Origin of the sequence: Lapidilactobacillus mulanensis, from assembly GCF_003946215.1 — a bacterium.
Taxonomy (GTDB): Bacteria; Bacillota; Bacilli; order Lactobacillales; family Lactobacillaceae; genus Lapidilactobacillus; species Lapidilactobacillus mulanensis.
In genome coordinates this window covers 45049-70099 of record NZ_RHOW01000008.1, presented here as the reverse complement: position 1 = coordinate 70099, position 25051 = coordinate 45049, and the positions used below count along the sequence as shown (strand labels likewise).

The 25051-nt window shown below is 44.2% G+C and carries 23 protein-coding genes; 18 read left to right on the top strand and 5 right to left on the bottom strand.

Translation table 11 applies throughout. The annotated features are described in order from the left end of the window. Positions 1 to 7: 7 nt before the first annotated feature. The 15 genes from EKM67_RS03345 (at position 8) to EKM67_RS03275 (ending at position 18620) form a co-directional block, all read left to right on the top strand. Positions 8 to 1159 carry a CamS family sex pheromone protein gene (locus tag EKM67_RS03345; RefSeq protein WP_379894647.1) on the top strand — a complete coding sequence of 384 codons (1152 nt, stop codon included), beginning with the start codon at positions 8 to 10 and terminating at the stop codon, positions 1157 to 1159. 210 nt (positions 1160 to 1369) lie between these two features. Next, positions 1370 to 1675 carry an Asp-tRNA(Asn)/Glu-tRNA(Gln) amidotransferase subunit GatC gene (gene gatC, locus EKM67_RS03340; protein ID WP_125577293.1) on the top strand — a complete coding sequence of 102 codons (306 nt, stop codon included), beginning with the start codon at positions 1370 to 1372 and terminating at the stop codon, positions 1673 to 1675. Continuing rightward, the gene (gatA, locus tag EKM67_RS03335; protein WP_164506545.1) at positions 1672 to 3141 is read left to right on the top strand and encodes an Asp-tRNA(Asn)/Glu-tRNA(Gln) amidotransferase subunit GatA; all 1470 of its coding nucleotides are present in this window, start codon (positions 1672 to 1674) and stop codon (positions 3139 to 3141) included. Before gatC ends, gatA begins: the two co-directional genes overlap by 4 nt. Beyond that, complete coding sequence (gene gatB / locus EKM67_RS03330; protein WP_125577291.1) at positions 3141 to 4571, top strand: Asp-tRNA(Asn)/Glu-tRNA(Gln) amidotransferase subunit GatB; 1431 nt, start codon at positions 3141 to 3143, stop codon at positions 4569 to 4571. Before gatA ends, gatB begins: the two co-directional genes overlap by 1 nt. A 797-nt stretch (positions 4572 to 5368) precedes the next feature. Further along, positions 5369 to 6355 carry a diacylglycerol kinase gene (locus tag EKM67_RS03325; RefSeq protein WP_125577289.1) on the top strand — a complete coding sequence of 329 codons (987 nt, stop codon included), beginning with the start codon at positions 5369 to 5371 and terminating at the stop codon, positions 6353 to 6355. Positions 6356 to 6481: 126 nt separating this feature from the next. Then, positions 6482 to 7852 (top strand): 23S rRNA (uracil(1939)-C(5))-methyltransferase RlmD, encoded by a 1371-nt coding sequence (rlmD, locus tag EKM67_RS03320; protein WP_125577287.1) that lies wholly within the window; start codon positions 6482 to 6484, stop codon positions 7850 to 7852. A 422-nt stretch (positions 7853 to 8274) separates the two neighbouring features. Continuing rightward, the gene (locus EKM67_RS03315; protein ID WP_125577285.1) at positions 8275 to 10182 is read left to right on the top strand and encodes a M13-type metalloendopeptidase; all 1908 of its coding nucleotides are present in this window, start codon (positions 8275 to 8277) and stop codon (positions 10180 to 10182) included. A 174-nt stretch (positions 10183 to 10356) separates the two neighbouring features. Further along, a complete protein-coding gene (locus tag EKM67_RS03310) occupies positions 10357 to 11523 on the top strand; it encodes a hypothetical protein (RefSeq protein WP_125577282.1) in 1167 nt (388 codons plus the stop codon). Positions 11524 to 11680: 157 nt separating this feature from the next. Further along, positions 11681 to 12100 carry a CopY/TcrY family copper transport repressor gene (locus EKM67_RS03305; RefSeq protein ID WP_191986403.1) on the top strand — a complete coding sequence of 140 codons (420 nt, stop codon included), beginning with the start codon at positions 11681 to 11683 and terminating at the stop codon, positions 12098 to 12100. Positions 12101 to 12130: 30 nt separating this feature from the next. Further along, on the top strand, positions 12131 to 12502 hold the full coding sequence (locus tag EKM67_RS03300) for a cupredoxin domain-containing protein (protein WP_125577312.1): 372 nt from the start codon (positions 12131 to 12133) through the stop codon (positions 12500 to 12502). 659 nt (positions 12503 to 13161) lie between these two features. Then, positions 13162 to 13464, top strand: coding sequence for a cupredoxin domain-containing protein (locus tag EKM67_RS03295; protein WP_318531157.1), 303 nt, complete (start codon positions 13162 to 13164; stop codon positions 13462 to 13464). Then, positions 13464 to 15383: a copper-translocating P-type ATPase gene (locus EKM67_RS03290; protein WP_125577276.1), complete on the top strand. Its 1920-nt coding sequence runs from the start codon at positions 13464 to 13466 to the stop codon at positions 15381 to 15383. The genes EKM67_RS03295 and EKM67_RS03290 overlap by 1 nt, the downstream gene beginning before the upstream one ends. A 440-nt stretch (positions 15384 to 15823) precedes the next feature. Beyond that, positions 15824 to 16231, top strand: coding sequence for a hypothetical protein (locus EKM67_RS03285; protein WP_125577274.1), 408 nt, complete (start codon positions 15824 to 15826; stop codon positions 16229 to 16231). 51 nt (positions 16232 to 16282) lie between these two features. Then, a complete protein-coding gene (locus EKM67_RS03280; RefSeq protein WP_125577272.1) occupies positions 16283 to 17017 on the top strand; it encodes an SDR family oxidoreductase in 735 nt (244 codons plus the stop codon). Positions 17018 to 17231: 214 nt separating this feature from the next. Beyond that, positions 17232 to 18620: a gluconokinase gene (locus EKM67_RS03275; protein WP_225417296.1), complete on the top strand. Its 1389-nt coding sequence runs from the start codon at positions 17232 to 17234 to the stop codon at positions 18618 to 18620. 28 nt (positions 18621 to 18648) lie between these two features. Here the strand turns inward: EKM67_RS03275 and EKM67_RS03270 are convergent, their stop codons facing one another. Beyond that, entirely contained in the window at positions 18649 to 19077 is a 429-nt protein-coding gene (locus tag EKM67_RS03270) for a GNAT family N-acetyltransferase (RefSeq protein ID WP_125577268.1), read from the bottom strand. A 92-nt stretch (positions 19078 to 19169) separates the two neighbouring features. Between EKM67_RS03270 and EKM67_RS03265 the strand changes: the two genes are divergently transcribed. Continuing rightward, positions 19170 to 19685, top strand: a complete 516-nt coding sequence (locus tag EKM67_RS03265) for a TMEM175 family protein (RefSeq protein ID WP_125577266.1) — start codon at positions 19170 to 19172, stop codon at positions 19683 to 19685. A 45-nt stretch (positions 19686 to 19730) separates the two neighbouring features. Here EKM67_RS03265 and EKM67_RS03260 read toward each other — a convergent pair whose 3' ends face one another. From EKM67_RS03260 to EKM67_RS03250, 3 genes are all read right to left on the bottom strand, one after another. Beyond that, positions 19731 to 20342, bottom strand: coding sequence for a pentapeptide repeat-containing protein (locus EKM67_RS03260; RefSeq protein ID WP_125577264.1), 612 nt, complete (start codon positions 20340 to 20342; stop codon positions 19731 to 19733). A gap of 83 nt (positions 20343 to 20425) precedes the next feature. Beyond that, positions 20426 to 21382, bottom strand: a complete 957-nt coding sequence (locus EKM67_RS03255; RefSeq protein ID WP_125577262.1) for an SPFH domain-containing protein — start codon at positions 21380 to 21382, stop codon at positions 20426 to 20428. A gap of 47 nt (positions 21383 to 21429) precedes the next feature. Then, entirely contained in the window at positions 21430 to 21624 is a 195-nt protein-coding gene (locus tag EKM67_RS03250; RefSeq protein WP_125577260.1) for a hypothetical protein, read from the bottom strand. Positions 21625 to 22153: 529 nt separating this feature from the next. Between EKM67_RS03250 and EKM67_RS03245 the strand changes: the two genes are divergently transcribed. Then, complete coding sequence (locus EKM67_RS03245) at positions 22154 to 22264, top strand: putative holin-like toxin (RefSeq protein WP_125577258.1); 111 nt, start codon at positions 22154 to 22156, stop codon at positions 22262 to 22264. Between the two features lie 220 nt (positions 22265 to 22484). Here the strand turns inward: EKM67_RS03245 and EKM67_RS03240 are convergent, their stop codons facing one another. After that, positions 22485 to 22841 (bottom strand): YxeA family protein, encoded by a 357-nt coding sequence (locus EKM67_RS03240; protein WP_125577255.1) that lies wholly within the window; start codon positions 22839 to 22841, stop codon positions 22485 to 22487. A gap of 324 nt (positions 22842 to 23165) precedes the next feature. On the opposite strand from EKM67_RS03240, the gene EKM67_RS03235 reads away from it, so the two are divergent. Then, the gene (locus EKM67_RS03235) at positions 23166 to 24494 is read left to right on the top strand and encodes an APC family permease (protein ID WP_125577253.1); all 1329 of its coding nucleotides are present in this window, start codon (positions 23166 to 23168) and stop codon (positions 24492 to 24494) included. Positions 24495 to 25051: the final 557 nt, after the last annotated feature.

The window sequence follows — 25051 nt, the reverse complement described above, 5'->3', positions numbered from 1 at the left end:
GAACCATATTCAAAAATTAACACTGTTGGCCATCACGCTTGTGGGTATGCTCAGTCTAGCTGCTTGTGGGAGCTTGCAGAATTCCGGATTGACCACATCGAATACAACCAGTAACACCACTTCGAACTCTTCGTCTTATCAGGTGACTGGGACGACGGATGGCACGCAATATAGCGCGTTATTAACCGATGGCAAGTATAAAGTCAGTGCGGCGCGGGGATTGTTGAACGATACGAATGCCAACTCGCTCAATGTTTCAAGTTTAGAGAGTGGCCTAACGACACTTAGCAAGGATCAATTTTCACCGAAAAAATATGCCTTTCAAGAAGGTCAATATATTTCACGGACGACGGCCAATAGTTGGTTAGCACGATCCTCAAAGAGTAATTCAGAGGGATTGAATCCAGTCGACAACGGCAAAACTGAGCCAACGGAACGTAATCCGATTTATTTACAGGATATTTTGGAGCAAGATTATCTGTTGCATAATGGCAGTTCATATGAATTAGGTGGGGTTTCGATCGCACTAGGCATAAATGCCGTCGATAGTTATCGCAAAGTTCAGTACGGCGCGGTGTTCAAGACAACGATTTCGAAGACCACCCGTGAACAACAGGGTAAGTCGATGGCTGAGAAAATTTTAACCCGCTTACGCAAGAAAAAAGGTCTAGAAAATGTGCCGATCGTTTTTGCACTATACGAACAGGCTGATAGTGACAGCTTAGTCGGCGGGACTTATTTTGCACAAGCTGTGAGCAAATCTGGAACCAACATCGATTCGTGGACGACGATCGACCAGAAAAATAGCGTCTTGCCAGTGATCAATAACGAAAAAGCAATCAATGACGGCGACAGCGAATCTTTCGATAACTTTAAGTCACATATCCAATCGTTCTTCCCTAATCTCAGCGGTGTGACTGCCCAGGTGCAGTATCAGGGCAATCAATTGTCGGGTATGAAAATCAAAGTGACGACACAATTCTTCGGCGAAAACGAGATCCGCAGTTTCACTCAGTACACCGAAACCGCGGCTACACGTTATTTACCTGCCAATGTGCCGATTGAAATTACCATCTCGTCGGTCGAAGGCATGCAAGCCTTTTTGAATCGTGATAGTGGCGAGAAAGATTTCTATACGCACGTTTTTAGCAGTTACTAGTTTTTAAGTGCCGCGTTAAATGATAGAATGAAACAGAAAGTGTGAAAAGCTACGGTTGAAATTGAGGCTCAATGCGACCGATCCACAAAATAAGCTTTGAGATTTTATGAATCGGTTCATTGAACGAAATTTCAGTAGCTTTGAAGCACGTCTAAAAAGTATTCACAAAACTTAACTAGAAAAAGGTTCAATGAATGGAGGAAATAAGCCGTGATTTCTAAAGACCAAGTGGCTCATGTGGCGAGTCTTGCGCGTTTATCGTTTAATGATGCAGAGCTCAACCAATTTACGGATCAATTAGACCAAATCATTGAGATGGAAGACGAATTATCACAGGTTGATACAACGGGGGTTAAACCAACGACGCAAATCACCGACGAGATCAACGTTTTCCGTGAAGATGTTCCGGTTGATGACGGGATTTCTCGTGATGACTTACTGAAGAATGTTCCCGAAACCAAGGATGGCTTGATCAAGGTGCCATCAATTATCGACAAGGGGGAAGCTGACGCGTGAGTTATTTAGAGATGGATATTGAAACGTTACATGAGCAATTGGTTGCTGGAAAAATCAGTTCAAGCGACTTAGTTGAAAGTTCATTGGACGCCATTGAAGCACACGATTCAGATTTGAATGCCTTTGTGACGGTTAATGATCAAAAAGCGCTGGCTGCAGCTGTGGCGCTCGACAAGCAAGGCATTGATCCAGATAACAAGCTTGCTGGGATTCCGATTGCCTACAAAGATAATATTGTGACTAAGGGTGTGCGCACAACTGCTGGTAGTCACATGCTAGACAACTTTGAACCTGTCTATGATGCCACCGTTGTTGAGAAACTCGAAAATTCAGGCATGATCAATCTTGGTAAAACGAACATGGATGAGTTTGCCATGGGTTCATCAACAGAAACGTCTTATTTCAAACCTACTAGAAACCCTTGGGATCTCGATCGCGTGCCCGGCGGTTCTTCAGGTGGCTCTGCAGCCGCAGTCGCAGCCGGAGAAGTGATCGCGGCACTTGGGAGTGATACGGGTGGTTCGATTCGCCAACCCGCGGCTTATAACGGTATTTTTGGGATTAAGCCAACTTATGGTCGCGTGTCGCGCTGGGGATTGATCGCGTTTGGATCAAGCTTTGACCAAATCGGTGTGATGACGCGTCGTGTTAAAGATTCTGCGTATATTTTGTCGGCCATTTCTGGTCATGATGAAAAAGACAGTACGAGTTCGAAACAAGCCGCACCAGACTTCACCCAATTCATCAGTCAAGACATCAAAGGCCTGCGCATTGCTGTTCCTGATGAGTTCTTCGGTGAAGGTATTGACGAAGAAGTTAAAACTCAAGTTGAAAAAGGCTTGCAACAACTAGAACAGTTGGGTGCTGTGATCGATCATGTCCAGTTACCTTATACGAAATATTGTGTGCCTGCTTATTATGTTTTGGCGTCAAGTGAAGCTTCATCAAACTTGCAACGTTTCGATGGGATTCGTTATGGCTTCCGTGCTGAAGATGTTAAAAATTTGGATGATGTTTATGTTAAGAGTCGTTCCGAAGGTTTTGGTCCCGAAGTTAAGCGTCGGATCATGTTGGGGACTTTTGCATTATCAGCTGGTTATTATGATGCCTACTTCAATAAAGCCGCTCAAGTGCGGACGTTAATCAAACAAGACTTTGAAAAAGTTTTAGCAGATCACGATTTAATTATCGGACCAACTTCACCAGATACCGCATTTAAGCTTGGCGAAAATATTTCTGATCCATTGAAGCTTTACTTCAAAGACGTCTTAACGATTTCCGCAAACATGGCCGGTGTTCCTGCTGCCTCAGTGCCTGCTGGCTTTGATAGCCACGGCTTACCAGTTGGGATGCAGATGATTGCCAAACGTTTCGATGAAGGCAGTATCTTTAAAGCAGCTTCTGCATTCGAAGCAGCAACCGAATATTATAAAGAACAACCAACCTTCAAGGGAGGTGCTCATTAATGAATTTTGAAACCACAATCGGACTAGAAGTTCACGTTGAGTTAAAAACTAAAACTAAAATGTTCAGCCCTTCGCCAGTGACTTATGGTGCTGAATCAAATACGAGTACAAACGTAATCGATTTCGGCTTTCCTGGTGTTCTACCAACCGTCAATCATGAAGCTTATCGGTTGGGCATCATGGTGGCGTTGGCGTTGCACGCGGATGTGACGAAGTATACTCACTTTGATCGTAAGAATTATTTCTATCCAGATAATCCTAAGGCTTACCAGATTACGCAGTCTGAGCAACCTTTGGCACGTAATGGTTGGATTGAAATCGAAGTTGACGGCAAGAAGAAAAAAATCGGCATCGAAGAATTACATGTCGAAGAAGATGCCGGTAAAAATACTCACGGTGACGATGGCTATTCTTATGTCGATTTAAACCGTCAAGGGACACCGTTGATCGAAATTGTTTCTAAACCAGATATTTCTTCGCCAGATGAGGCTTATGCTTATTTGGAACAACTACGTAAGACGATTCAGTTTACCGGTGCTTCTGATGTGAAGATGGAAGAAGGTTCCATGCGTGTGGATACCAACATTTCCATTCGGCCAATTGGTACCGATAAACTCGGGGTCAAAGCCGAACTGAAAAACTTAAACTCGTTCAACCATGTCCGTTTAGGATTGGCCTTTGAAGAAAAACGCCAGTCGGAGATCTTATTGGCGGGTGGACAAGTTCGTCCAGAAACACGACGCTTTGATGAGCCTTCAGGTGAAACCATTCTGATGCGGGTCAAGGAAGGCTCCGATGATTATCGCTACTTCCCTGAGCCAGATTTGCCAGCATTTGAAGTTGAGGATGCTTGGATCAAAGAAATTAAAGACGCCATTCCCGAAATGCCAGATAAACGGCGCAAACGTTATATTGATCAGCTCGGTATTCCTGAATATGACGCCGGTGTCTTGACTTTAACGAAGGAAATGTCTGACTTCTTCCAAGACACGATCGAACATGATGCTGATCCTAAGTTGGCCTCAAATTGGTTAATGGGCGAAGTTAGTGCCTACCTGAATGCCAACAAGCTCGATTTATTAGAGACAAAATTGACACCTGAAAATTTGGCAACGATGATCAAGTTGATTCAAGACGGTACGATTTCATCGAAAATTGCTAAAAAAGTTTTCCAAGAAACTATTAAAAATGGCACCGAACCCAAAACTTGGGTCGAAGAAAAAGGGTTAGTTCAAGAATCAGATCCTGCGGTATTAACGCCAATTATTACCGGGATTTTGGATGCGAATGAACAATCGATCATCGATTTTAAGAACGGCAAAGATCGTGCCGTCGGCTTTTTGGTCGGTCAAATTATGAAGCAGACGCACGGACAAGCTAATCCAAAAGTGGTTAACCAGATTTTGATGGGTGAATTGAATAAACGATAATTATGGTTGTGGTTCTGCCGGAAATTGTTGACCTGCTGATCTTGAAGGCTTTGTTTACGTGAGGTAGGATTTAGTTTGGTTCCGTCATAACGCTGCAGAAAAATGTTGCGCCTCGCTGTGGGGATGACTTCAAGCCTTTTGAAAACCGCAAAAGTCTTGAAGATCACCCTTGTTCTAGCGGGACTTTAGTTTGGTGGATAACTGAATTATTAGTCAACTCATCTGAGAACGTTTTGGAAATAATCTGGTCCCGCAAGAACAATTTCACTGCGAGTCGCAACTTTTTCTTCCGCGTTCTGACTCATCTCGGCGGCTTTTTAGTGGTTACTCTAGCCAACGTCTAGTCCTGTGCGACTGGTTTGTACCGCAACTTTAGTTTCTAGAAGACGAAAGGCGGACTGGATTATCGTTCAGACTTTTTAGAAGAACTATTCAAAGCAAAGGCAACAATGTTAATCAAGTTCGAGGAACCCTGTTATTCAAATTCTTCACTAAACAAAATAAGTTTAGGCAGAAGTTGCGGAAGAAAATAGTGGGATTGCGGTGGTATTTCTGTTAATGAGCGTACTTTGCGAATTTACAGAAAGGGAAAATATGAGATCCGGCGATTTTCCGGAGCTCACATTTTAGGCGGAAGAATTTCCGTACTTTGGAAATCCTGCAGCCGTCCCCACAGCAACCTCCCACTATTTTCTGGAGCAACTTCTGCCGAAGGTAGATAATATTTTTTCAATGGATTTAAAAAAGTAATACACAATTCAGTTCCTCTTGAGTCAAGTAGAAAGTAGGTTTTGTCGATGAAAATGCGTGCTCGATTAATATACAATCCCACTTCCGGGCATGAAACGATGCTGCGGAATATTGGTGAAATTTTAAATATTCTAGAAAGAGCCGGTTATGAAACCAGCGCCTTCCAAACAACAGCAAAACCATTTTCGGCGGCTCAAGAAGCCGAACGGGTTGCGCGTGACGGCTTCGACCTGATCGTGGCTGCTGGTGGCGATGGCACGATCAATGAGGTTGTCAATGGCATTGCACCATTGAAACACCGGCCTAAAATGGGGATTATCCCTGCCGGAACCACCAATGATTATGCACGTGCGCTGAAAATTCCACGTGATGATGTTGTTGAAGCAGCCAAGGTGATTTTAAAAGGTCAAACGGTCAAAATGGATATCGGTAAAGCCAACGACAATTATTTCATGAATATTGCCGGCGGTGGGTTTCTGACCGAACTGACTTATGATGTGCCTTCTGAATTCAAGTCGATGCTAGGCTATTTGGCCTATGTCTTGAAGGGTGCAGAAATGTTGCCGCGGATCCGACCGGTGCAAATGCACATTGAGTATGATGATGGCGAGTTCGATGGTAAGGCATCGATGTTCTTGCTTGGTCTCACAAATTCCATCGGTGGTTTCGAGCAAATTGCGCCGGACGCTTCACTAGACGACGGGAATTTTGCTTTGATCGTGGTTAAGACGAGCAACGTTGCCGAAATCATTCGCCTGATGACCATGGTGCTTAATGGCGGCCGCCACGTCAACGATTCCAATATTATTTACACGAAGACACGTAAAGTTGTTGCGAAAACCGACGCGGGCCAAGAAATGAAAATTAATCTTGACGGCGAATACGGTGGCGATGCACCGATGACGTTCATCAATCTGCGTCAGCATATCGAAATGTTTGCGAATGTGGATGATATTCCCGATAAAGCATTATCGGCTGATCCCACAGAGGCAACGCTTGAAGCAGCAAAGAATGATCCAAAGACAATGGACTAAAGCTGGGACTGTGGCAACGACGTTTTGTCACGGTCTATTATTTTAACTGTTAACACTGTAACGCGAAAAAAAACGCAGATTTTATTTTTTCTCCAGAAGGTATGATCCAAATTAAAAGGAGTTATTATGGCAAACAAAACTGAAATTCCGGTCAGAAAAAACCAGGTCCTTACGGGCACTGTGATGGATCTGACTTATCAAGCGATGGGTGTGATCAAGGTTGATAATGGGTATCCCATTTTTATCGGCAACGCGCTCCCCGGTGAAGAAATTAAGTACTTGGTGACCAAAGCCAATAAAAATTATGGTTTCGGTCGTTTATTGGAATTCATCACGACTAGTCCAGATCGAGTCAGCCAAGAAAACTCGGTCTATCTACAAACTGGGATCGCGCCACTTGCACATTTAACTTATGAGGCGCAGTTGAAGTTCAAGCAAGAACAGATCAGCGCACTTTTCCAAAAAGATAAGCTGGACTTGACGGTGCAACCCACCTTGGCAGCTCCCGAAGCGACTCATTATCGCAATAAGGCGCAAATTCCCGTACGTGCGATTGATGGCCAATTGGAAACTGGATTTTATCGTCAACGTTCACATCACTTGGTGCCAATGACGGACTTCTTGATTCAGGATCCCAAAATCGATGCAACCGTCAAAGAAATTCGCGATATTTTACGCGCGTTTAATGTGCCTGCTTACAATGAGGAACATAATTCTGGCGTGATCAGACACATTATGGTTCGTCGTGCTCGCAAAACCGGCCAACAAATGGTCGTGTTGGTCACACGTCAACGCCGTTTGCCGCAAGAGGCCGACATTGTCGATGCCATCAGCGAATTGCCCGAAGTTTCTAGTATCATTATTAATTACAATCCTAAGGTGACCAATGTGATTTTAGGAATGCAGGAACGCCCAGTTTATGGGAATTCTTATCTTGAAGATGAGTTGTTAGGTAAAAAATTCCGTATTTCTGCGCAATCGTTCTATCAAGTGAACTCAGAACAAACGGAAAATCTTTATCGTCAAGCGATTAAGTTGGCTGATTTACAGCCTGATGAAATCGTTGTCGATGCCTATTCAGGCATTGGTACGATCGGGATTTCGATTGCGGACCATGTTAAACAAGTTCGCGAAATCGAAATCGTTCCGGAAGCCATTGCTGATGCAAAAATCAATGCACAGTTGAACAACGTCGACAATATGGACTTTACCGTAGGTTTGGCCGAAGAAATTTTGCCTGAATGGGTCGAAAAGGGTCAAAAAATCGATGTCTTGATCGTGGATCCACCACGTAAAGGCCTGCAACCAGAATTTATTGACGCAGTTTTGAAAGCTAGGCCTAAAAAACTCGTCTATATTTCTTGTAACCCTGCCACATTAGCGCGTGATCTACGCTTGCTGATCGATGGTGGCTACAACGGCACCACGACGCAACCTGTCGATATGTTTCCAATGAGCAACCATATTGAAAGTGTTACGGCGTTAACGCTGAACTAAATAAATATGACATTAACAGTTCAAGACCGGAATAATGGTCTTGAATTTTTTTGATTGAAATTAATTTTGCGCAGTGTTTGTAAAATAGCTATAATGAGACTAATCTGAGCAGCTAGTTAGACTGAATTAAGTTGACAATTGATTTCAACCGTACTTACTCACAACATAATCGTGTTCACTGCCACTGAAATTTCCGCTCAACTGATTAACCACTTTGATTTAAGAACAAATCAAAGTGGTTAATCGAGTTGATGCTCAATTTCAACCGGTGGTAGTTCACAACATAATCGTGTTCGTAAGTACTGAAATCACTGTCTAAGTGCTAATAACTTAAATCTTAAAACCAAGATTTTAGTTATTAGCGACTTAGTCATTGATTTCAACCGTACTTACTCACAACATACAATATAGGGGGACAAAAAATGGGACTTCCACGCATTCAAGATGATTTATATCTCGCCGTTAATGGTGAATGGCAGGATTCAACGGTGATTCCTGCCGACAAATCTGTTGTTAGCGCCGATAGCGATTTAACTGATAATATTCGGACGAAACTGGTGGCTGATTTAACCAAAATTGCGGCTGGTGAAGAAGCCAGCGACATTCCCGCACTAACTGCGGCTGCGCAGTTATATGCGAAAGCTGCCGATCAATCAACACGTGATCACTTAGGTATTCAGCCGATCGAGACGCGTTTACAATTTCTCGAAAGTTTGACGAGTTTAACTGATTTCAAAGCGGCGCAATCAGAGTTAATTTCTGGACAATATGCGTTGCCATTTGATTATTTTGTGATGGCTGACTTCGACGATGCTACGAAAAACATTCTGCATCTGAGTTGTAAGGATCCGATTTTGCCGGATTCTGCCTTGTATCAGAAGGACAGTGCCGATAATCAACAAATGTTAGCGGCTTGGTCTAAAATGGCTACGCAATTATTGGCGGCAGCAGGTTATTCCAGCACACAGCAACAAGAATATGTGGCGGATGCTTTGACTTTCGATGCGCGCACTGCCCAATTCGTGCCGACGAATGAAGAACTCGCCGATGATAAAAATATCAATAATCCGTTGACTTGGGCGGAATTCGCCGAACAAACGGCGACCATTGGATTAGCGGATGCATTTGCGGACCAATTAAAACAGACACCGGACAAAATCAATACATTTTCACCGAAGTATGTTCAAAATGTGGCGACGATTTTTACGGCAGAAAATTATCACGAATGGCAACATTTCGCGATAATTCAAGAGTTGATCAATGCCGCGCCATTCTTGAGCGATGAGTTGCGGAAGTTGGGGAGCGCTTATCGACTTTATTTGTCTGGTCAACCCGAAGCCGATGATTGGGTCAAGCAGGCTTATCGAATCACCAACCGTTTCCTCGCAGAACCGATCGGCGTTTATTATGGTCGTAAGTATTTTGGTGAAACGGCCAAGCAAGATATTACCGAGTTGGTCAAACAAATTATTGCCCAATATGAAGTGCAATTGCGCGCGAATACTTGGCTGAGTGACAGCACTCGTCAACAAGCAATTGAAAAATTAAGCACGATGAAAATCAAAATGGGATATCCCGATGCAGTTTTCCCAATGTATCAGCATTTAACCGTTGGCGATGATACTGACTTGTTGACGGCAGTCTTGGATCTGCAAGCGCAAATCAGCACGTATCGGTTTGCGACTGTCGGTCAGCCAGTCGACCGCAGTGAGTGGGCGATGCCTGGTCAATTAGTGAACGCTTGTTATGATCCTTCGAAAAACGACATCACCTTCCCGGCCGGTATTTTACAACCACCGTTTTATTCAGTCGACTGGACGCGTGCTCAAAATCTTGGCGGCACTGGTGCAACAATTGGACATGAAATTTCACATTCGTTTGATAACAACGGCGCCATGTACAATGCCCAAGGAAATATGCGCAATTGGTGGACAGAAGCCGACCGAGCCGCTTTCGATCAAGAAATTCAAGCGGTCGCCGATCAATTCGATGGCCTTGATTATGAAGGTGCCAAAGTTAACGGGAAATTGACGGTCAGTGAAAATATTGCCGACAATGCCGGTATGGACGTGGCGCTAGATATGCTCGGTCAAGCTGCGACTAATGCTGACCTACAAGCTTTCTTCATTGCTTATGCAAAATCGTGGGCAACGAAAATGCGCCCAGAGATGGCAAAGACGGTTTTGTTACAGGACGTTCATGCACCAGCAACATTACGTGTGAATGTACCGGTTAAAAACTTTGCAGAGTTTTACCAAGCTTTCGCGGTCAAGACTGATGATGCAATGTACTTGGATCCTGCAAAACGAATTGTGATCTGGGATAAATAATGACGTGGCGTTTGAATTTGTGATCGAATTCAAACGCTTTTTATGTCTAAAAGTTACGATATTAGCTGATTTAAATATTACGATGCGGTAAATTTATTTAATTGATCTAGGTGCTTGCGAGCTACAAGTGTAACATGGACAACAAATGAGTATGTAAGTGTGAGAGGATAACTGATGAAAAAACGATCGAAATTATGGTGCGGGGTACTGTTTTTGATGCTAATTTTAACCGGCTGTGGTGTGAGTGGTAAGCCGGCAGTTAACGTGAAAAAAGAATCGCAGCGGATTTTGCAGAAGAAAGAAACAATCTGGGTTCAAAGTGGCACCGTGAATGCGAAAGTCAATGGCAGTGGTCAGCTTGTGGATGCAAAATATACCAAATTAAATTCGTCGGTCACAACTCCTGACGTGATGATCACGCATCATAATCAGCGCGATAGTGGGTACAATACGGTCAGTTATCAAGATGTTGAAAAGCGTTTCAATCAAGATACCACTGGCCCCACTGGTTACAAAAGAAGAATGGTCTCGATTCAACAAATAAACGAAGCGCTCAAAGCTGCGAAGTCTGGCATCAAAATCAAAAGCTATTCCGATCTGACTTATTTTCAATTTAAAGGAACCAGGCCGCTGATTCAGTCTGATGGCTACATTGCCAGTGGAAATCATTTATACGTCTTAGAATTACGATATATTTATCAGACTTTAAATAAAGTCGAAAATATTCCGGTGACCGAATACACGAGTTCCGGATTCAAAGCGCCTGCCAAACAGCTGAAAACTACCGAGTTAGAGGGTCGTTGGTTAGCTTCTGACAAGAGCGAAGACCAGATCCGCGTGATCACAAATTTAGGCTATCAAGTGAACACGAGTGGGACTAGCGCGATTGTCAATCGATTTAAAATTCAGGATCTCAAGCCACTAACGACTGATCAAGTCTATACGATCGGTTTTATCCATGCGCAAGAATTGGCAGCTAAGTTTGGTTATGTGATGCCTAAGCAGACGACACTGGCGGGTTCTGATGGCACCTATACTTATTTATTTCTAACTCAAGAATCGATGGTTAGAATTGGTGTGGGTGGGGTTACGATGTTCAGAAAAACTGATACTGGAGTGGACACAACCCAAATTCCTGCAGAAAATAAAAAAGTGTTTGCGGCGATCGATCGGCAGCAAAACACTTTGAGTGCGTTGTCGGTCGGACCCACGGGAACACATTCTTACGAAATCGCGATGAATGATCTGGATCGGCTGACGGACACGATCAGCAATGATTCGACTCAGTATAAATTTGCGGATGTTAAGGGAGACCTCGCTTCAATTCGCGATGATTACTAAACTTAAAATAGCCTCTCGAGGGCTATTTTTTTGCGTAAAAAACTGATTGATTTTTTAAGTTGACAAATGTAAACGCCAAAGGTAAACTGATTATATTGATTACAAACGTAAACGAAAAAAGGGGCAGATCAAATTGACTGAAACGAATGTGACGAGCATGACGTCATCGGAGTGGGAATTAATGCGGATCATCTGGACACTAGGTGAGGCGAGCAGTCGTGAAGTGATCGATTCGATTCAACTAAAGCGTGATTGGACCGAGTCAACGATCAAAACCTTGTTGGGACGTCTTGTTAAGAAAAACATGTTAACGACGAATAAAACCGGGCACCGCTTTGTCTATCAGCCAACAGTGCCAGAAACAGAAGCCATGGATGAAACGGTGGCTGAGTTATTCACGCATTTATGTAATATGAAAAAAGGACAAGTGATCATCAACTTGCTAGATCAATTAACTTTGAGTCAGAAAGACATCCAACAAATGCAAACGATTTTGGCAGAAAAGGCGACGACTGCACCTGCAACGGTGAGTTGCGATTGCTTGGCAAGTGGCCGAAATTGTGATCAGAATTGTTAATTGAAATTTTGTAGAAGAGGTTATTGAGTGATGGATAAAATTCTAGTGACATTAGTTGCGGCAGCGTTGATCAGCTTTATTGTTTGGTGGTTCTTTGGTAAACACACGACGACGGAAGTTGTGGCTGATTTAACCGACAACCAGCAGGATGTTAGTGTCGAAGTGAATGGCGGTTATACGCCAAGCACGGTGGTTTTGAAGCAGGGCATTCCCGCGCAGATCACCTTTAATCGCAAAGATCCTTCGAGCTGTCTGGAACAAGTCGTTTTTGCGGATTTGGGCGTCAATGACTTTCTGCCGCAGAATCAGGATCACGTGGTCAAAATTGATACGAGCAAGGCCGGCGAGTTTGATTATGCCTGTGGAATGAATATGTTTCATGGGAAAGTTATCGTTCAATAGTCTTGAGTTAGTTCCGGCCGTTGCTGGTTGGTGGTAGGGACAACTCGGAGTGGGGACGCCTGCAGGCAATTACAAATCAAATTGTCTTTCGGCTCGCTTTGAAGCTTTTTCCGAAGGGCATGGAAAAATCTTCAAAGACGCCCATGTTGTAAATTCGCGAAAACCGCTCATTAACAACATTAGCACTGTGAGTGTCCCTGCCACCAACCAGCAACGGTCTCATCTTGAATTGATTTAGAGCTTAACTGGAAATAACTGGGATTGGCATTGGGACTAAAATAGATAACCAAATATAAAAATTGATGGTTAAATTTTCTTGTCTGATTTGCACATTTGCCTTTCGTCACCAAAAAACAAAGTTCCACTACAAAACCAGTCGCACAGCATCAAATCCGACTCAAAGCTGCAGTAGAATAGGCAGAATGCGGAAGAAAACAGCGGCTGTTACTGTGAAAATGGTGTTGGTGACCCGCCTTTGGTCACCTTACAGCATGGGCGATTTCGAGATTTTTCCAAGGGCTTGGGAAAAAGCTCGAAATCGAGCTTCAAGACAATTTGATTTTCAATTGGCTTGAAGCGTCCCCACAGTCTAACAGCGGCTGTTTTCTGGAGCAATCTGCCGAAGGTGGATCGAATTTTACCACTAGTCAGCATTTTTAATATTTTTAATTTTATCTGGAGGAATTATTATGACAACTCAATCACAAAATATCGAAGTCATCGTGGATGGTGGCTACCAGCCAAGTACCGTGACGCTAAAACAAGGCCAGCCTGCACAATTAACGTTTAAACGGCTCAGCGACAAAGGCTGTTTAGATACGATCGTATTACCCGAATTTGGGATCAAAAAATTCTTACCACTCAACGAAGCCCAGACGTTTAATATCGACACTGCAAAAGCCGGCGAATATCAATTCAGTTGCGGCATGGACATGGCACACGGAAAGGTTGTTATTCAATAATGACGATCAAAAATCGATTCATCTTTTCGTTGGTATTTTCTTTGCCAATGTTAGTAAATATGGTGGCTAGTCCGTTTGGCTTCGTATTGCCAGGTGGCATGTGGACCATGTTTGTGCTGACGACGGCGATTATGCTCGTCTCAGCGCGGCCGTTTTTGCAGAGTGCTTGGGCATCTTTTCGCCATCATCACGCGAATATGGATACGCTAGTGGCGATTGGCACGGCGACTGCTTATTTTTATAGTATTTATGCGATGCTCAATCATCAAGCTGTCTTTTTCGAGAGTGCGGCGTTTGTGATCACCTTTGTGCTGCTCGGGCAAGTTTTCGAGGAAAAGATGAAACACAGTGCCTCCAGCGCGGTTGAGAAATTATTAGACTTGCAGGCTAAGGACGCAGAAGTGTTGCGCAACGGCGAATTGGTTAAAATTCCGTTAACTGAAGTTGTTGTTGGTGATTTGATCCATGTCAAACCTGGGCAGAAAATTGCAGTCGACGGCGTGATCACTGAGGGCAGTTCAACCGTGGACGAATCCATGGTCACCGGCGAAAGCATGCCCACGACTAAAAAAGCTGGCGATTCGGTGATCGGCTCGACAATGAATAGCACCGGCACTTTTATGTTCAAGGCTAGCAAAGTCGGTGATGATACCTTATTGGCGCAAATCGTCGAGATGGTCAAAAAAGCGCAGACGAGTCACGCGCCGATTCAAAAGACAGTCGATAAAATTTCTGATATTTTTGTGCCCTCGGTTTTAATTGCGGCGATTCTAGCCTTTGTTATTTGGTATGTTCTCTTGGGTGCCAGCGTGGTGAGTGCCATGTTGTTCGCCGTTTCCGTCGTGATCATCGCCTGTCCTTGCGCGCTAGGAATTGCCACGCCGACTGCGTTAATGGTCGGCACTGGTCGTAGCGCGAAGATGGGCATCCTGATCAAAAATGGTGAAGTTTTGGAAGCGGCCAATTCGATCAAGACGGTTGTTTTTGACAAAACGGGGACGATTACTGAGGGTAAGCCTCAAGTGACTGATATTATTGGCGATGAAAAAACTGTACTTGCAATTGCATCGAGTTTAGAAAATGATTCTGAACATCCACTAGCTGCCGCAATTTTAACAAAAGCGAAGCAAGCTCAAATTATTCCCGGCGCAGTCGAAAACTTCAAGGCTGTGGAAGGCCAAGGTGTGCAGGCCTCAGTAAACGGTAAACCAGCCTTCATTGGTAATGATAAATTGTTAGCTGATCACGAATTGAGTTCAGAAATGGCTGCACAAATGCAACAACTACAAAGTGAGGCTAAAACGGTGGTGATCGTTGGCTACGCAGATGAAATTATTGGCTTGATCGCAATTCAAGATGCGCCGAAAGCCAGTTCCGCCCAAGCAATCGCAGCGTTGAAGAAGCGTGGCTTGCAAACAGTGATGTTGACTGGCGACAATCAGCGCGTTGCTCGTGCGATCGCCGATCAAGTCGGAATTGATAAAGTTATCGCCGATGTTCTACCTGGTGATAAAGCAGATCACGTTAAACAGCTCCAGCAAGTTGCACCAGTCGCTTTTGTCGGGGATGGGATCAATGATGCCCCTGCACTGACAACCGCCGATGTCGGCATTGCTATGGGCTCAGGAACGGACATTGCCATCGAGTCCGGTGGTATCGTCTTGGTCAAAAATGATCTACTCGATGTTGTTCGCGCGTTAGAACTCAGTCAACAAACGTTTAAACGGATCAAACTGAATCTTTTCTGGGCATTTATCTATAATTCGTTGGGTATTCCAGTCGCTGCTGGGGTATTTGCTGGCTTAGGATTGATGCTCAGTCCAGAATTAGCGGGTTTAGGCATGGCGTTGAGCTCGATTTCAGTCGTGGCAAGTTCGCTACTGCTGAATAAAACTAAATTAACGAGTGCTAGTGTTTGATAAGTCGGGGAACCGGCTTTTTTTATTTGGTTCCGGCGAAATTTGTGGTGGGAACTGGGAAACTGCTGTGGGGACGGCTGCAGGATTTCCAAAGTACGGAAATTCTTCCACCTGAAATGTGAGCTCTTCCAAAACCGGGAAGATCTCACATTTCCCCTTTCTGTAAACTCACGAAGACCGTTCGTTAACAGAAATGCCACTGCAGTCCCAGTTCCCACCACAAATTTCGCCTAGTCTATTCTAAAGAGCTCAATATATACAACGAGAATATTTAATTTGCTTTTCTACTCCAACCAATATCTTTTTAACACGCAAAATGAAAATCGGTGATCTAGATACACGACAAATTTTAAAATAGGCGCAATCTATCTCGTGAAAAGCTGATGTTATCGTCTTTTCAGGCTATTCAGCGCCAATTTAAAACTTTGTCGTGTCTTAATATGCTCAGATTTGAAATTCATCACTTTATTTCTTTAGCTATTCAGAGTAAAGGCTACCTTGACAATCAACTTTCAGGAACCCCGCTATTTAAATCCTACACTCAACAAAATAAGTTTAGGTCGAAAGTGCTGGGGCAGGCAGTCGTGGCAGTGACAACCATGTTGGCGGGCCGTTTTTGCCCGCCTTACATGGTGGATCGATTCGAGATTTTGCGGTCTGTGCAAAAGCTCAAATCGAAGCTCGGAGCTTTTCCCGCACTTGGAAAAGCGGAGAGCGGTCCCACAGCCCCAGCCCTGCCTACCCCAGCACTTTCGACCGAAGGTAGATTTTTTTCAAGATGCCACATTTATATTGCAAATTTTTTCACTCAAGTATCTTTGATTGCGCTTTCAACTATTCCGTGTTAAACTTTCGCCATATTTAGTTCAGCTGTGGCTAACATGATCGGGGGGAGTCTTATGAACAGATTAACAAGCAAGGTGGCAATTATTACCGGTGGTGCCAGTGGACTTGGCTTAGCTTATGCGAAGTTATTTGTCGCGGAAGGCGCCAAAGTCGTTTTGGCGGACGTGAACGAAAAAGTAGGGCAACGCGAGGCAACTAACTTAGGCAAGAACGCGGCGTTTTATTTGTTGGACGTAACGTCTGAGAGTAATTGGGAAGATGCATTCCAATTTGCGACCGCACATTTTGGTCAGGTCAATGTGCTCGTAAATAATGCGGGCATTGCCAATCTGCCGGCGGAGGTGGAAAATTTCACCGTGGCAATGTGGAACAAGGTTTTGGCGATCAACCTGACCGGAACGATGCTCGGAATTAAGTATGCAATTCAAAATATGAAGGTGACCGGCGGCTCGATCGTGAACGTCGCGTCGGCAATTGGCCAGACTGGATTTCCACTGGCGTCGGCTTATTCGGCTTCCAAGGCGGCCATCACCAAATTGACAAAAACGGCCGCATTAGAAGTCACCGCAAAAAACTATCCGATCAATATCAATTCAGCACATCCAGGTTGGGTGGATACCGGCATTATTCCCGAGGAGTTGAAAGAAAATATCTTGAAAAACATTCCCGTCAAAAAGATGGGGACGCCAGAAGATGTCGCTTATCTAGTCCTCTATCTGGCATCGGATGAAGCTAAATATGCGACGGGCAGTCAATTTGTGATCGATGGTGGATTTTTAGCCCAATAATTTCTGAGGTAATAAAAATAGTCACTAGTTTTTCAGCGGTGAAGACTGCTAGATAGCTAGTGACTTTTTCTATACGAGAGGCAAGAATTCACTTGTTTAGTAACGCCATAATTGTATTTAGGCGCAGTTAACGCTATTGTATTATTAGTTAGAAAAAATATTGTAGTGAATGTTAATCAATCAAGTTTTGAAAATAATCAGGGAGTCGTGAATCATGCAAGATGCTTTTTTAGGAATCGATATTGGCACTACCGCCATTAAATTTGGCGTCATGAGCGCAGATAAACTCGCGTATCAACAATCTCGTGATATCAGAACCTATACGGGTGAAAATGGGGCTGAATATCAGTCTGCACAGGAAATAATTACCACGACTGTGCGTGGGATTCAGGCGATTCCTGCAACAATTCGCCAACAGATCAGCCAACTGAGTTTCAGCGCGCCGATGCACAGTTGTTGGCCAATTGCACCAGACACAACGGAAAATGATCAGATCTTTATTTGGTCAGATGATCAAGCACAAGATTTAATTTCTCAGTTTAAAAATACGCCCAGCGCCCGCGAATTCTATTTAAAAACCGGTACACCGATCCATCCAATGTCGCCGTTTGCAAAAATCAAATATTCTCAATCGATTTCCAAATATCCCGCACAGACTAAATGGTGGGGCATCAAAGAGTTGGTTTTGCAGTACTTCACTGGCCAAGCGCGGATCGATTATGCGACTGCTTCTGCGACGGGGCTTTTAAATTTACGCCAGTTAGATTGGGATGCGGAAATTTTGGCGGATCTCAAAATTCAGTTAGAAGATTTGGCGGAGTTAGTTGACTGTACAGATGATTTCAAGCTGCTTGAGAAGGTTGCAACTGAATTAGGTCTCTCTGATCAAGTCCGAGTTTACGCGGGCGCCAGCGATGGTTGTTTGGCCGCATACGCGGGTTATGTAGCTACTGGGATTCCGAATAGCCTTTCGATTGGCACGAGTGCAGCCGCCCGCCAAGTTTCTGAAACGATCAGATTAGATCCTGACCGTCAGAATTTTTGTTACTATCTACAACCCGGTCAATATATCGTTGGGGCGCCTTCTAACAATGGCGGCAATGTCTTAGCTTGGGCTAGCAATCAGTTGGCGGCAAACAAGACGGCCTTTTTTGACGAATTGCCAGAACTGTTGGCGCAATCTCCAGTTGGTGCCAATGGCGTGTGCTTCATGCCCTTCTTGAATGGCGAGCGCGCTCCATATTGGGATGCCACAAAAAAAGCAGCCTTCAAAGAGCTGACGGCTGCCACGACGCGCGCGGATCTAGTGCGCGCAATTGTTGAAGGCACATTACTGAATATTCGCGCGTTGGCCGAAATGGTCGGCGTTAAAACGCAATTGACTTTGAGCGGGGGCTTCTTTAAAACGCCAGAGTTACAACAATTGACCGCTGATATTCTCGGCATTGATTGCTGCTTATCCGCAGCCAACGAACCGATTGCCGGCTTGTATGCTTTGATTCGGCAATCCGCGCCACATAACGAAGCAACGATGGCTAAAATTTGTTATGATGAATCGAGCCATCAACAATATGATCAAATTTATCAGGGCTATTTTGACTGATGTGTCTGGGCCGATAGTGGTATGGTGATTACCGCCGCCAGCTCATTAGGAATTCTTTTTGACCGGTGTCTTGATCGATCTGTTCCTTGTCAATTTGGAAATTTTCGCGCTGATAAAAATTGACGGCTCCCGAATTTTCCTGATAGACACTGAGCGTCAATTGGGGTTTGACCGATTTCGCATAATCTAAGAGTTGTTTGCCAATGCCATGAGATTGTGCCTGGTGACTCACAAACAGGCCGGCAATATAGTTGTCACTCAAGCCGATGAAGCCGTTGATTTGTGACTGAGATTCATCCGCCGCCACATAAATTTCGGCCTCTGCTGGCGTTTCTTTAACCATGGTATAGTTATCTCGCCAATATTTTTCGGGAATAAAGTCATGCGCTTCGAGGTTTGTTTGCAACCAAATTTCCGCCACGCGTGATAAATCTTTATTTTTAAAAGCGCGGATCATGTTTTGCCTCTTTCTGAACGTGTTTTTCGATAAGTTGTTCTCGTCGTTTATTCTACTCCAAGTTGGATGCCATTTGAAATAGGAGCGTAGCCATGAAAATTAGTCGCTTGGAAGCATTTAGTGATGGTGTTTTCGCCATTCTGATCACGATTTTAGTTTTGGATTTCAAGGTGCCAGCCTATCACACCGGACATTTATGGGAGGCCGTACTCCAGCAGTGGCCGGTTTTAGCCGCGTACATTCTGTCGTTCACGATCACGTTGATCAATTATCCCACCGCACTCTTGTCGTACACCTTGAGACAGCATGACCGCGCTGACTTGCGGGTGGCGTTGGTGAGTTATGCGGCAATCGCGTTTCTGATTTCGTTCACGTTTTTGCTGATGTATCGCTATTTAGACCGGCATCCAGAATTGAAGTCGCGCCGCACCCAATCACAAGTCTTCGCGGTGATCAGCTCGGATCCTTTGCGCAGCATGACGATTTATTTAGCCGCGATCATCGCCAGCTTTTTCTCGATCACCGTCGGCGCAATCTTGCTGGTGGGGGGCATTGTCTTCCACATTTATGCCTATCTGCATTTGAGTCACGGCTTAAATCACGAATAGGCGTTCGTAAAAAAATAACGCTCACTGGATTGATTTCAGTGGGCGTTATTTAACTTTGATTGCGAGAAATAAGTGGACGAGTAAAACGGCTTGTTCTTCGTTGACGGTCACACCGCGCAATTGCTGGGCTTCAACGTCGAGTTGCTTGAACTCGCAGTTGCTGAAATCGAGCCCCTTTAATTTAGTGAACATGAAGCTGGCGTGATTCAAATGACATTCGTTGAAGGTGGCCTTTTTAAAGGTGCAGTCATTGAAACTGGCATCGGTCAAACTCGTTTGGTTGAAGCTGACGGTTTTAGTCGATAAATTATTCAAACCAGCGAGATCCATTTTGCAACCGGTAAAAGTCGTGTCATTGAAATAACTGTCGTCTAAAACGGTGCCGACTAATTTACAGCCAGTAAATTGGACACGAAACAAACTCGCTTGGTCCAGAACACAATTGGAGAAATCACAGTTTTTAAAAGTTGTGTCGGTGGCTTCGAACTTATTGAAGTCACAATTTAGAAAAGTCACGCGCTCAAATATGCAATTCTCGATGATCAGATGAGTCAGTGTCAACGCGTCGATCGTTTCGTTGGCGACTTGCGCATACTCAAGTAAGTGATCTTCATTATCTAGAAGTTGTTGGAATTTCTGGAGTGGTTGTTCAGACATGTTGACCTCGCTTAATTTAAATAGTTAAAATTTGAAGTATTAAAAAACGAAGCGGATTTAACCTCGCTTCGTTTTATTTTACACTATTTTGTGGTTGAAGTTGTCTCTGTATCTGAACTTTTTGGTTGTTCGGATTGATCCCAGATTTGTTTCATGGCTGGAATTTTACCGAGACTGTCCAAAGCAGCAGTTGGCATCACGATGGTATTATTTTTACCTTCGGCGACTTTCTCCATTGTTTCTAAATTCTTATATTGAAGATAAGCGTCGGTGTTGTGAACCAAAGCTTCGTTGACAGAGTTGATTTGATCGCGGATGGCAACATACAGGAGCCGCTGACTTTGCGCACGTCCTTCGGCTTCCAAAATCTGAGTTTGCTTGTTACCTTCGGCTTCCAGAATGGCAGATTGCTTGCCACCTTCGGCTTTAGCAATGGCGGCCTGTTTGAAACCGTCCGCCTGCATGATGTTGGCTTCTTTTTCACGGGAAGCACGCAACAGCTTGTTCATAGACTCTTGAATATCCTGATCGACTTCAACGGAATCGATGTTAGCGCGATCGACATTCAACCCATAACCGGCAGTAACTTCACTGAGTTGGTCGAAAAGCGAATGATTAATTGTCTCGGTACCATTCAAGACATCGTTTAAATCCATATTACCAATAATCCCACGCAAGGCAGCACGCGTATCTTGAACCATACTGGTTACGGAATCTTTATTTTTGTAAACATAAGCGTTCACGTCGGTGATGTGATATTTCAAAGTTTCAGAAATCTTGACCACAACGTTATCCTTAGTGATCACTTCCTGCTCGGCAACGCGCATCGGAATCTGTTTCATGTTGACGACTTCGGTGATGCGATAAATAATCGGCAAAACGACGTGGAAACCAGGTTCCATCGTTTTAACGTAGACGCCTAAACGCTCGACGATCCCAACTTCACCCGTATGAATGATCGCGATCGATGAAAATAAAATCCAAAGCAATAACGCGACAACGATCACAATAACGACGATCAATGCAATATTACTAAACATAATAATAACCTCTTTTCAATTTTTCAAATTCAATGAACATGAACCCCTTAAAACTTCAACCGACGATCCTGACGATGGACGATCAGCGCGAGTGGGGTCACGCGCGAGACCTCCAGGATATCGCCAACTTCGGCGGGTCCTTCGATGACATAGTGATAATATACGCCATATTTTTCGACGACGCCATAGCTGAGCTGGCTGGCGTTCATAAACGTGGAGCCAATGAGTCGATCGTCAAGCATCAACGTCCCTCCCAAACTGGTGATAAGTTCATACAACCACATTATACACCATCTAATTGAAAGAGCTATCATTCGTGAGATTAATTGGATTTTGGGAATGTCGGAGAAAACAATCTTTGATTGGTGTCGTAGTTTGTGCGGTTCCGGCGAAATTTGTGGTGGGAACTGGGAAACTGCTGTGGGGACGGCTACAGGATTTCCAAAGTACGGAAATTCTTCCGCCTAAAACTGGAGCTCCTGAAAACCGCAGGATCTCCAGTTTTTCCATTTTGTAAATTCGCACAAACCGCTCATTAACAAAATTACCACTGCAAGTCCCAGTTCCCACCACAAATTTCGCCTAGTCTATTCAGATGCAGGTAAATATAATAGCATAGATTAATTTTTAATACGGAAAAACGGTTATAAATAATGCGCTTTCATGTTACAATCAAAGCAGCAAGAAAGTTGAGACGGTTGGCCAATCCAACGAAAGTGAGATGATCGCCTATGCGCGTAAATCAAAATCTAGAGTGGGGGAGGTGTCTTGTTGTCCATAGCTGAAACGTTATCGCTGATGCTGGCATTTGGAATGTTTATTGTCACAATGCTGGATTTAGTCATCACGATCGTGAAGCTGTTTTTCGACAATAAAAAATAGCCGTCCTTTACAACTTTTGACCAAGTTGGACGACTAGCTTTTTAGTTTGAAAATTCGGTCAACCGTCTTAAACGGTTTTGCTGGAGGCCTGTTACGCAAATAACAGGTCTCTTTTTATATCTTTAGTATAGCTGATAATTGTAGGAATTTCAACAAATGGATACGTATTTGTTGAGTATTGAGAATCTTTACACTAATACGAACTGATGCTACAAACCACTTATTTTTTCAGCTGAACCAATGCCTTTTTAGGGATGTCTTTTTCTGCGACTTGTTTCCAGGAGCGGACGTCGCCATTGCGGTAGGTGACTTCGAGGTAGGCGTTTCGCTTGAGTGGTCGTGTTTTGTTGCCGTTAAATTTGAGGCGAATCTTGTGACCGTTTGCGTCGTATCCAGGTTGATCATAGGAATAATCACCGATAATTTCGCCGGAGTCGGTTTTCGATTCGTGGTAGGTTCCGGTGCTGGTGATCTGCGTGTAATAGGCATCGCCACCGCGAAAAACTTTCTCGATCGTAAACCACGCACCCAGGATCAAGGCGAAAATTATTACAACAATGGTCAGAAATTTTTTCATGGATGAGGCTCCTTTTTGGATGATAAGCTAAGTTTAGCAATTTGTAGGAGCAGGTGCCATCGCCAATTGTCTGTTTTATCTTACAGTTTTGCAAGGTGGCTTGTTATTTTTGATTGTGGGTGACTGGAATCGACGGCTCATTCGATTGGTGGCGTTAGTTCTGCGTGCTTGAAGATGCGTGCGGGTTTTATTTCGTGCGTGGTTAGAAAGTGGGAGACTAAAATCGCATATTGCTGACAGCTTAATTTTTTCTAAAGCCGGTGTTTAGTCTGGGGGTAAACTTGTAAAATAGAAACAAGAATTGTTCGCGAGAGGATTTAACTGATGGCACAAAATAATCAACTGAAACAGTCTATGGGATTGACTTCGGCGCTAACTACGGTCATGGGTACCGTGATCGGCGGGGGCGTTTTTTTTAAAATTTCGACTTTAGCTAGTGACACACAATCGCCGAGTTTGTTAATTGCGGTTTGGATATTGGCCGGCCTTTTGACGATCGCGGGTGGATTGTGCTTAGCCGAAATTGCTACCGCGATTCCGGAAGCTGGTGGCGCGGTTAATTATATCGAGCTCGCCTATGGAAAATTACCATCGTTTTTACTCGGTTGGGCACAAGTTTTGATTTATTATCCGGCCAATATTGCCGCACTAAGCATTGTTTTTGCGACACAACTGGTCAGTTTGGCCGGTTGGTCGACTACTGTGATTATCCCGGTCGCTTTTTTAACCGCCTTGTCTTTGACGGGGCTGAATTTATTAGGGGCGCGTCTGGGCAGTTTCGTCCAGAATTTAACTCTGTTTATTAAAATGATTCCGATCGTGATCATCATTATTTTCGGATTGACTAATGTGCACGCACAACCTTTGCAGTTGTGGCCGGTGCAGCCTGGTGGTCATGTGAGTTGGCTGACCGCATTGAATGGCGGATTATTAGCGACGATGTTTGCATACGATGGCTGGATCAGCGTCGGAAATATGGCCGGCGAAATGAAGAATCCGCGCAAACATTTACCAATCGCGATTATTGGCGGTTTAGGATTGACGACGTTAGTTTATGTTCTGATCAATTTGGCGTTTTTAAAAGCACTGCCCATTACGCAAATCATGGGCAATCCAACTGCGGCGGCAGATAGCGCACTCGCCATTTTTGGCAATATGGGTGGCAGATTAGTGACGATTGGTATTCTGGTTTCTGTTTATGGTGCGATCAATGGCTACACCATGACTGGCATGCGGGTTGCGTACGCGATGGGAGTGAATCGGACCATTCCGTTTTCGAACTATTTCCGCCAAGTAACCCGTCTGACCAAAGTGCCATGGTTGAGCAGCCTTGTACAACTCGCCGTGGTTTTGATCATGATGCTGCTGGGGAATTTCGATTTATTGACCGATATGCTCGTTTTCGTGATGTGGATTTTTAATACGCTTATTTTCGGTGCGGTGTTTATTTTGCGCAAAAAAATGCCGGATCTGAAGCGGCCATATAAAGTGATGGGCTATCCGTGGATTCCGATCATCGCCATTCTGGGTGGGACGTTTATTGTGCTATCAACTTTGATTACGCAATTTAAATTGGCGGCGCTCGGTATTTTGATCACGCTAGTTGGCGTTCCGGTTTTTTATTGGCAGCAGAAACATAATTTGAAAAAGTGAAATAGTGGGTGATTGCAGTTTGAATTTGCTGCAGAGAATGAACAGCTCACTTGTGGGGACGGCTCCAGGATTTTGGAAGCCCGCCAAAATTCTTCCGCCTAAATTCGGAGCTCTTGCAAAAAGCGCAAGATCTCCGAATTTCCCATGCTCTAAGCGACGGTGAATCTATCGCTAAGACCATTATCACAGTGTGCTGTTCATTCTCTTCCGCAAATTCTGCGGGTCTATTCTAGTGAGCAGATTTGGATTCTGAGTTGTGTTCTGTTCTGATCTGGTTCGAAAATATTTGGCTTGTGCGTAACTGCAGCTTAAATTTGCTGCAGAGAATGAACAGCTCACTTGTGGGGACGGCTCCAGGATTTTGGAAGCCTGCCAAAATTCTTCCGCCTAAATTTGGAGCTCTTGCCAAAACCGCAAGATCTCCGAATTTCCCATGCTCTAAGCGACGATGGATCTGTCGCTAAGAGCATTATCACAGTGTGCTGTTCATTCTCTTCCGCAAATTCTGTGGTTCATTCTAGTGAGCAGAGTTGGATTCTGAACCGGGCTTTCTACCT

What these genes read in the sequence shown, in the direction of transcription:
- gatB (WP_125577291.1), top strand. Translation starts at nt 3,141, where the DNA reads ATGAATTTTGAAACCACAATCGGACTAGAAGTTCACGTTGAGTTAAAA.
- EKM67_RS03325 (WP_125577289.1), top strand. Translation starts at nt 5,369, where the DNA reads ATGAAAATGCGTGCTCGATTAATATACAATCCCACTTCCGGGCATGAA.
- rlmD (WP_125577287.1), top strand. Translation starts at nt 6,482, where the DNA reads ATGGCAAACAAAACTGAAATTCCGGTCAGAAAAAACCAGGTCCTTACG.
- EKM67_RS03315 (WP_125577285.1), top strand. Translation starts at nt 8,275, where the DNA reads ATGGGACTTCCACGCATTCAAGATGATTTATATCTCGCCGTTAATGGT.
- EKM67_RS03310 (WP_125577282.1), top strand. Translation starts at nt 10,357, where the DNA reads ATGAAAAAACGATCGAAATTATGGTGCGGGGTACTGTTTTTGATGCTA.
- EKM67_RS03305 (WP_191986403.1), top strand. Translation starts at nt 11,681, where the DNA reads ATGACGTCATCGGAGTGGGAATTAATGCGGATCATCTGGACACTAGGT.
- EKM67_RS03300 (WP_125577312.1), top strand. Translation starts at nt 12,131, where the DNA reads ATGGATAAAATTCTAGTGACATTAGTTGCGGCAGCGTTGATCAGCTTT.
- EKM67_RS03290 (WP_125577276.1), top strand. Translation starts at nt 13,464, where the DNA reads ATGACGATCAAAAATCGATTCATCTTTTCGTTGGTATTTTCTTTGCCA.
- EKM67_RS03285 (WP_125577274.1), top strand. Translation starts at nt 15,824, where the DNA reads ATGCTCAGATTTGAAATTCATCACTTTATTTCTTTAGCTATTCAGAGT.
- EKM67_RS03280 (WP_125577272.1), top strand. Translation starts at nt 16,283, where the DNA reads ATGAACAGATTAACAAGCAAGGTGGCAATTATTACCGGTGGTGCCAGT.
- EKM67_RS03275 (WP_225417296.1), top strand. Translation starts at nt 17,232, where the DNA reads ATGCAAGATGCTTTTTTAGGAATCGATATTGGCACTACCGCCATTAAA.
- EKM67_RS03270 (WP_125577268.1), bottom strand. Translation starts at nt 19,077, where the DNA reads ATGATCCGCGCTTTTAAAAATAAAGATTTATCACGCGTGGCGGAAATT.
- EKM67_RS03265 (WP_125577266.1), top strand. Translation starts at nt 19,170, where the DNA reads ATGAAAATTAGTCGCTTGGAAGCATTTAGTGATGGTGTTTTCGCCATT.
- EKM67_RS03260 (WP_125577264.1), bottom strand. Translation starts at nt 20,342, where the DNA reads ATGTCTGAACAACCACTCCAGAAATTCCAACAACTTCTAGATAATGAA.
- EKM67_RS03255 (WP_125577262.1), bottom strand. Translation starts at nt 21,382, where the DNA reads ATGTTTAGTAATATTGCATTGATCGTCGTTATTGTGATCGTTGTCGCG.
- EKM67_RS03250 (WP_125577260.1), bottom strand. Translation starts at nt 21,624, where the DNA reads ATGCTTGACGATCGACTCATTGGCTCCACGTTTATGAACGCCAGCCAG.
- EKM67_RS03240 (WP_125577255.1), bottom strand. Translation starts at nt 22,841, where the DNA reads ATGAAAAAATTTCTGACCATTGTTGTAATAATTTTCGCCTTGATCCTG.
- EKM67_RS03235 (WP_125577253.1), top strand. Translation starts at nt 23,166, where the DNA reads ATGGCACAAAATAATCAACTGAAACAGTCTATGGGATTGACTTCGGCG.